The organism is Aporhodopirellula aestuarii (genome assembly GCF_023701485.1).
Classification (GTDB): domain Bacteria; phylum Planctomycetota; class Planctomycetia; order Pirellulales; family Pirellulaceae; genus Rhodopirellula; species Rhodopirellula aestuarii.
Genome location: NZ_JAMQBK010000081.1, coordinates 137745 through 144364, shown reverse-complemented (window position 1 = coordinate 144364; position 6620 = coordinate 137745). Strand labels below are relative to the sequence as shown.

General features: G+C 56.0%; 7 protein-coding genes. 2 read left to right on the top strand and 5 right to left on the bottom strand.

Annotated elements, in window-relative coordinates:
• Positions 1–276: 276 nt before the first annotated feature.
• The 3 genes from NB063_RS26725 to NB063_RS26715 form a co-directional block, all read right to left on the bottom strand.
• Positions 277–456, bottom strand: coding sequence for a YqaE/Pmp3 family membrane protein (locus NB063_RS26725; protein WP_250932116.1), 180 nt, complete (start codon positions 454–456; stop codon positions 277–279).
• 136 nt (positions 457–592) lie between these two features.
• Positions 593–1846, bottom strand: a complete 1254-nt coding sequence (locus NB063_RS26720; protein ID WP_250932115.1) for a mechanosensitive ion channel family protein — start codon at positions 1844–1846, stop codon at positions 593–595.
• A 4-nt stretch (positions 1847–1850) separates the two neighbouring features.
• Positions 1851–2108 (bottom strand): GlsB/YeaQ/YmgE family stress response membrane protein, encoded by a 258-nt coding sequence (locus tag NB063_RS26715; RefSeq protein WP_250932114.1) that lies wholly within the window; start codon positions 2106–2108, stop codon positions 1851–1853.
• Positions 2109–2533: 425 nt separating this feature from the next.
• Between NB063_RS26715 and NB063_RS26710 the strand changes: the two genes are divergently transcribed.
• Positions 2534–2722 (top strand): hypothetical protein, encoded by a 189-nt coding sequence (locus tag NB063_RS26710; RefSeq protein WP_250932113.1) that lies wholly within the window; start codon positions 2534–2536, stop codon positions 2720–2722.
• A 6-nt stretch (positions 2723–2728) separates the two neighbouring features.
• Here NB063_RS26710 and thrC read toward each other — a convergent pair whose 3' ends face one another.
• On the bottom strand, positions 2729–4159 hold the full coding sequence (gene thrC / locus NB063_RS26705; protein ID WP_250932112.1) for a threonine synthase: 1431 nt from the start codon (positions 4157–4159) through the stop codon (positions 2729–2731).
• Positions 4160–4499: 340 nt separating this feature from the next.
• Between thrC and NB063_RS26700 the strand changes: the two genes are divergently transcribed.
• Positions 4500–5591 (top strand): GTP-binding protein, encoded by a 1092-nt coding sequence (locus NB063_RS26700; protein ID WP_250932111.1) that lies wholly within the window; start codon positions 4500–4502, stop codon positions 5589–5591.
• 180 nt (positions 5592–5771) lie between these two features.
• On the opposite strand, the gene NB063_RS26695 is transcribed toward NB063_RS26700, so the two are convergent.
• On the bottom strand, positions 5772–6509 hold the full coding sequence (locus NB063_RS26695; protein WP_250932110.1) for a hypothetical protein: 738 nt from the start codon (positions 6507–6509) through the stop codon (positions 5772–5774).
• Positions 6510–6620 lie beyond the last annotated feature (111 nt).

Genomic DNA, 6620 nt, shown 5'->3' with positions numbered 1-6620 from the left:
GTAACCCCCGCAATTCTTTCCCTCGGGGGACATCGAGTGATTGAGTGCTCTTTATAGTGAAACGGCGCGAGCCGTCCGGTGACTCGGGACCGGACGCTTGCGCCGTTCCGCTACTTTTGGAATCCCGCAGTAATGCGACGGCCCCGAAAGAATCCGCGAACTAGTTGGCCTCACGGGCATGCGAACGTAGCAATGCAGAGCCGGTAACGCCGTGGCGTAGGTGCCGACTCTGTGTCTACCACGTCGATTCGCAGCACGAGACTTAGAGAACGAGCTTTACAGCACGACGATCAATGCGTGGATGATTCCGACAATCCAGAAGCCGACGAGAGTCAGCACGAGGTTTAGGAAAAACTGCGTGCCCAATCCGCGATCCATGAACACCGCCAATGGTGGCAACAAGATCGAGAGGATTACTTTGAGAGCGGTGTTTTCGTTCGTCATCGTTGTGGACATAAGTCTGTTCCTTAATGAGTGGGTTTGGATTGAATGGTCACCACGTGGGGGTGTATCGAAAGGATCAAGAACGCAATTGGCGTGCCGGCTCGAGCGATACCGTAGCGAAAGGTTGATTTCGCAAGCCTTGCAGCGGCTAGTTGGCTTCGCTGGAGGAGGCAATTGACGAGCGGATTGCCGACTCGACAGATGGATTTTTGAACGTCAACGTGCGGTATGGGAATGGGATTTCAATTCCTGCGTCATCGAGTGCCCGTTTGATCGCGGAAACCACTTCGTCGCGACTGCGGCGAATGTCGGTCGGTTTGGAACCGGTCCACCATGCGACTTCGTAGTTGACGCTCGAGCTGGCGAACTCCTTGGCAAACACTTCGACCGTCCGCACCGCTTGGACGCTATCGCACCCGGCTACCGCATTGCGAATGACTTCGCGGGCTTCGTCAACGTCGACGTCATACGCTACACCGCAGTCCACACGCACGCGTCGCTGTGGTTGGCTCGTCAGCACGTCGACGTTGTTTTTGAACAGAGTTGCATTGGGGACCACCGACAATTCACCGTCGAGTCCGCGGATCATGGTATTGCGGATGGTGATGCGTTCCACTTTGCCGGTGATGTCATCGCATGTAATGAAATCGCCGCGATCAAACGGGTACTTCCAAAGGATCAACATTCCGGCAAAGAAGTTTTCAAAGATGTCTTTGAAGGCAAAGCCGATCGCGACCGAACCGAGTCCCAGTACTGTCAAAGCTTTTGACGGTGTCATGCCTGGGAAGGCCACCACCGTAGCGGTCAGGAGACCGGCGATCCAAATGGCAATTGAACTGAGTTGGTAGATCAGGTCTTGGAGACTCGGCCGTAGATTGCGTCGCCCGAGAAGTTTGACAAAGAGCCAACCGACGGCGTTTGACAATATCGCCGTCATGACGAGCACAAGCAATGCGGCGATGAGAAGCGGTGATCGGATGAGAAAGTCTTGCAATAACGACCCAAGACTTTTCTGAACGATCTGTCTACTGGATTGAAGATCGACAGTCGGATCAATGCTTAGTTTGTTGATGACGAAGACCACATCTTGAGTCCGACCGGCAACGTTCGCCGCCCATTGTTGGTGCTCTTCCGTATCGGCCACTCCTTCTAACGTAACGATACCGCTGTTCGCACTCACGCTGAGATCGCTAAACCATCCCGACGATTCGAAGATCTCGGTCAGGCGACGAGCGATCGCTTGATCGGGCGCCACGTCATCGATCTCGACAGTCGCGGTCGATACCGGATCGGTGTCAGTCGAGGTGGATGACGACTCTTGACCGGAGACGGTGCTGCATCCGATCGCAATGAAAAGGATGAAAAGGAACAGCCCAGTTAGATGAATGCGGAAAAAATTCATCTGATTACGAGTGACTTCGGGCGGCACGCATCGCAACGGCGAGTACGAGGACAGCTCCGAGCATCGAACCGATCCAACCCGCAGCCTGGATCGGAGCCCCGCCGCTGAACAAGTAAACGATAAACCCACCAACGAACGATCCGACAACGCCTAATAGCATGGTGCGAAGGAGCCCGATGTCTTGTCGGCCAGGATAGAGCAACCGAGCAATCGCTCCGATTACCAATCCAAAAATCATCCAACTGATGAGAGGCACTAACATGATCTGTGTTCCTTTGCGAAGAGCCGTTTCAACTGACAATGGTGAGTTCCGATGAGCGGAATTCAACTCTCAGTAATCTGTAAGCGAATTACGTGCCAGTGGTCAGATCACGCCTCCATAGGGCCTTATCGCCGGACTTTTTGGAAACGATGGTGCGGGCTTTTCTAGAAAACGACCGGGTTTGGTCGTTGTTCGCTCATTGCGGTCGTTTAGCGACCGCTGGCGACGTGGGCCGAGGGAGCTCGTGTAGATAGGGGCCGAAGCTCACCACTGCCAACTGTTCGACATGGGAGCAATTGGAATGGGCTTTGCGTGCACTAGTGCGATTAGTGAGTGTGTCGCGGGACAATGTCATCCGGTTGGATGATACGCCACTGCGACGGATCGCATTCCTTTCACAACCAATAACTTCAAAGACAAGATCAATGACGAACCAAATCGTAACCGTTCACGGCGTATCGCATCCTGTGGTCAAGCAAATTCCCAAAGAAGCCGATTCAGACGACCCTGCTGAATCGCACCAAAATTCGACTCAGCTCTATCGCGACGAGACGGCAGAGCGTCTCGTGAATTCGACCAAGCAGGCGAAAGCCAAGCCTGCGACCCGGTCTTAATCGCCTTTAGCGGTGAGCATTCTCGATCGCCGCAACGATCGCATCGAGATCGTTAGCAACCGGTACCGCGCGATTCGCGTATTTGGCTTCCTTGACTCCACGGCTGCCGAGAGTCTTCTCGAACAGCTCTTTGTCGGAAGTGTGATAGGCGACGGTCGCGGTTGGATCTTTCAATTCATGGCCGGTGAGAATGCATACGACACGATCACTAGGTGCGATCACGCCCTCGCTGCGTAAGAGTTTCGCACCCGCAACGCTGGCTGCGGACGCGGGTTCACAACCGAATCCGCCCGCACCTACTTGCGACTTGGCGTCCAGGATCTGTTGATCGTCGACCTCGCGAACAACTCCGTCCATGACCTCGAGTGCGCGCAAGCATTTCTTCAAGTTTACCGGACGATTGATCTCGATCGCGCTGGCGATTGTGTCCGCCCGTTTGCCGTCACGATCCATCGCCTCATTGTACGCGCTGATCGGATCCATTTTGACATTCCCGCCGTTCCAGCAAACGCCGTGGTCGTGAACCAATTCGTAAAGCGTGTCGGCACCGCGTGCGTTGATGACGGCGAGTCGTGGGATACGGTCGATGAGTCCGTGCTGATGCAGTTCGCTGAACGCCTTTCCGAACGCACTGCTGTTACCGAGGTTGCCGCCCGGTACAACGATCCAATCGGGAACCTCCCACCGGAGTGCCTCGAGCACGCGGTACATGACCGTCTTTTGTCCCTCGAGGCGAAACGGATTGACGCTGTTGACAAGGTAGATGCCGAGTCGTTTCGAGACCTCTTTGACGCGAATCATCGCGTCGTCAAAGTCGCCCGCGATCTGAATGGTCAGGGCGCCGTAATCGAGAGCTTGGCTGAGTTTGCCATAGCTGATTTTGCCGCTGCCGATGAAAATCACCGCTTTCATGGCTCGCGTGGCGCTGCAGTAGAGGGCCAACGACGCACTCGTGTTTCCGGTGCTGGCGCAGGCTGCCCGCTTGGCCTCCATCATGCCGGCGTGCGTGACGGCGGCGCACATCCCGTTGTCCTTGAAACTGCCCGAAGGATTCATGCCTTCGTACTGAAGGTGCAGTTGACCGGGGTTCATGCCGACGTACTTGGCGACCTCATTGGCCTGCTGCAGGAGAGTTTGACCTTCTCCAACGGTGACGATCTTTTCTTGCGGTGCAAAAGGTAGCAATTCATGAAACCGCCACACACCCGAGAATCGAACCGGATTGGTTCGCTGGCTCCACATCGCCTCGAAATCGCTGAGGTGGCTCGGCACGCCGGCGCGGTCCCAGTCGTACGAGATATCCAGCAGATCACCGCAGCGGTCGCAGGCCGTGCGAATGGTCATCGTTTCGTACGTCGCTCCACATGCAGGATTGATGCATTGCTGAAACGCGAGGTCGGTATGAGCGGCGTTGTGTTTTTCGGCGGTTTGAAGCATCGAGGTGATTCGTCGTCAAGCTGAGAGGAGTGGGTGGAGTGGCCACCACTTCAAGTTATGATTGCAGTAGTCCCGAAAGGATAGATCGGTAAACAGAACCGTCAGAATGAAATTTCGCCTGTTCCTCGCAACCGGAAAAGCCGAAATACGTGAGTTTGGCATCTTTTTCGGTAAAAAGGGGCCCTATCGCAGCGGCCATCCTGTCTCGGGTCAGCGGTCTGGTTCGGCGGGACCGTCGCCTTCGAAACGTTTTTTGCGTCTTGGGGGCTGTGCTCACCGATAAATTGCGTTGAAAGAGCCTTCCCGCGTTCGCCCCTCCTCCTCACCTCGGTTTCTACAGATGACTCGATTTATCATGCTCGGTGGTTTTCTCGGAGCGGGAAAAACGACCCTGATTTCCAAATTGGCTAAACGTTTTCAAGCCGACGGCAAGCATGTTTGCGTGGTTACCAATGATCAGGCGGCCGGATTAGTCGATACGGAACTGCTCAAGAGCGAGGGATTAGACGTCAACGAAGTCGCTGGCTCGTGTTTCTGCTGCAATTTCACCGGATTGGCCGATGCGATGGCTGAGTTCGAGACGCGGCAACGCCCCGACGTGATTCTCGCTGAACCCGTGGGCAGCTGTACCGACCTGATCGCAACGATCGCGATGCCGATGATGGAGCGGATGGGCGAGCAGTTCGTTCACAGTCCCTATGCGGTGGTCTTAAAACCGAGTCACACGCTGCGAATTCTTGCGGGCGGCCAAGCCGGTTTTTCTCCGAAGGCGGAATACATTTTCCGCAAACAACTTGAGGAGTCAGAGGTGATCGTCGTTAACCGGATCGACGAACTCAGTGGTGAGCAGATCGATTCGCTCAAAACGCATCTTAATGAACAGTATCCCGGTCGCCGCATCGTTTGCGTTTCAGCCCGCACGGGTGAAAACTTGGAAGAGCTGTTCGAAGTTTTGCTGACCGATGCCTCGCCTCGCGACCGTATGATGGACGTGGATTACGATATCTATGCCGATGGCGAAGCCGAGCTGGGATGGCTCAACGCGACGGCCTATTTTGAATCCGATCAACCGTTCTCGCTCGATGATTTGACGGTCTCGACCGTCAACGCGATCCGGAATGAGTTGGCAGCGGTCGATGCCGAACCGGCCCACCTGAAGATCTTGTGCTCGTCCAACAGCAGCGTCAGTGTCGCGAACCTCGTCAGCAGCGACACCTCTACGATGCTATCGGTGGCGAGCGAACTTTCGGTGACGCAGACCAAGATGATCGTGAATGCTCGTGTTTGCTTGGCTCCCGAATCGCTGCAGCCGATCGTTTCAGACGTGCTCGCGAAAGTAGCCAGTCAGAATGCCGCCAGCTTGCGGATCGATCAGATCGAAGCGTTTCGCCCGGGGCGTCCCGAGCCTACCTACCGCATCGTGTTGGGCTGAGTGCCCCGATGAAGTGCCCTCATGAGCAAAATGCGTGGCGGGCAACACTTGTTTAGCGCCAAGCGGCACAACTGGCTGAGCAAACACCGCCAGTAAGGGCGGTTTTTTGATGATGTCGATTCTCATCAGAGAAACCGGCATGCTGCTTCAGCAACAGAGACTTCGCCGAGTCGCGAGAACTTAGAATCCGCCGAAGGGATCGTCCATCGCACCGCCACCACCGAAGGGATCGTCCGACGGGCCGCTGTCAAACGGGTTGCTGCTTTCGGTGGGTTCAGGGGTTGCTGCACCGCCATCATCGCCGAGGATCGAATTATCCATGGCGCCTTCGAGCATGTCGTTGGATTCGACTACCGGATCGCCGCCCATGTCATCGGCGAACGGGTCGTCGACCGGAGGGGCAGCGGGGGGCATCACTTTTCGTGGCGTCGCGGCGGTCGCATTGTTGGGAGCCGCTCCGGCGGCGGGCACACCGAGTTCACCGTAGCGGGCTTGAGAGCGTGAGACGCCGAGGGCCAACGCCTTCAATCTTGCTGCTTCGCGGGCGTCTTCGAGTTCAATCCGGGTTGGACCTTGGATACGTGCCAACGAGCGTCCGACGATGTCACCAAAGGCACCACGGGCTTCGATTTCGGCACCCTGTTGAAAATCAGTTTTAGCTTCCTGTGCCCGTCCACTGGCTGCTGCGGCAAGCCCACGGAAATAGTAGGCACGTGGATCTTGAAATCCGTTGGTGATCGCCATGCTCAACCACTCCGACGCCTTGTCATAACGTCCCGCGTTGTAGGCGTGGACACCTCGGCCATAGATCTCCGACAGAATGGCGGATTGGGCCTGGACGGTCGTCGCGGGTGCGGTCGCCGCAATGGCCACGAGTCCTACAACGAGATTCAGAATGAGGTTGAAGCGAAGTTTCATCGCAGACAAGATCCTAGAAGGGGCGGAAACACGAGTCGTCAATCGGGACTTGGGTCGCGTCGAGCGGAAGCATCGCGAACAGAAAAGGTGGCTGGGGATTTGGCGATCGAT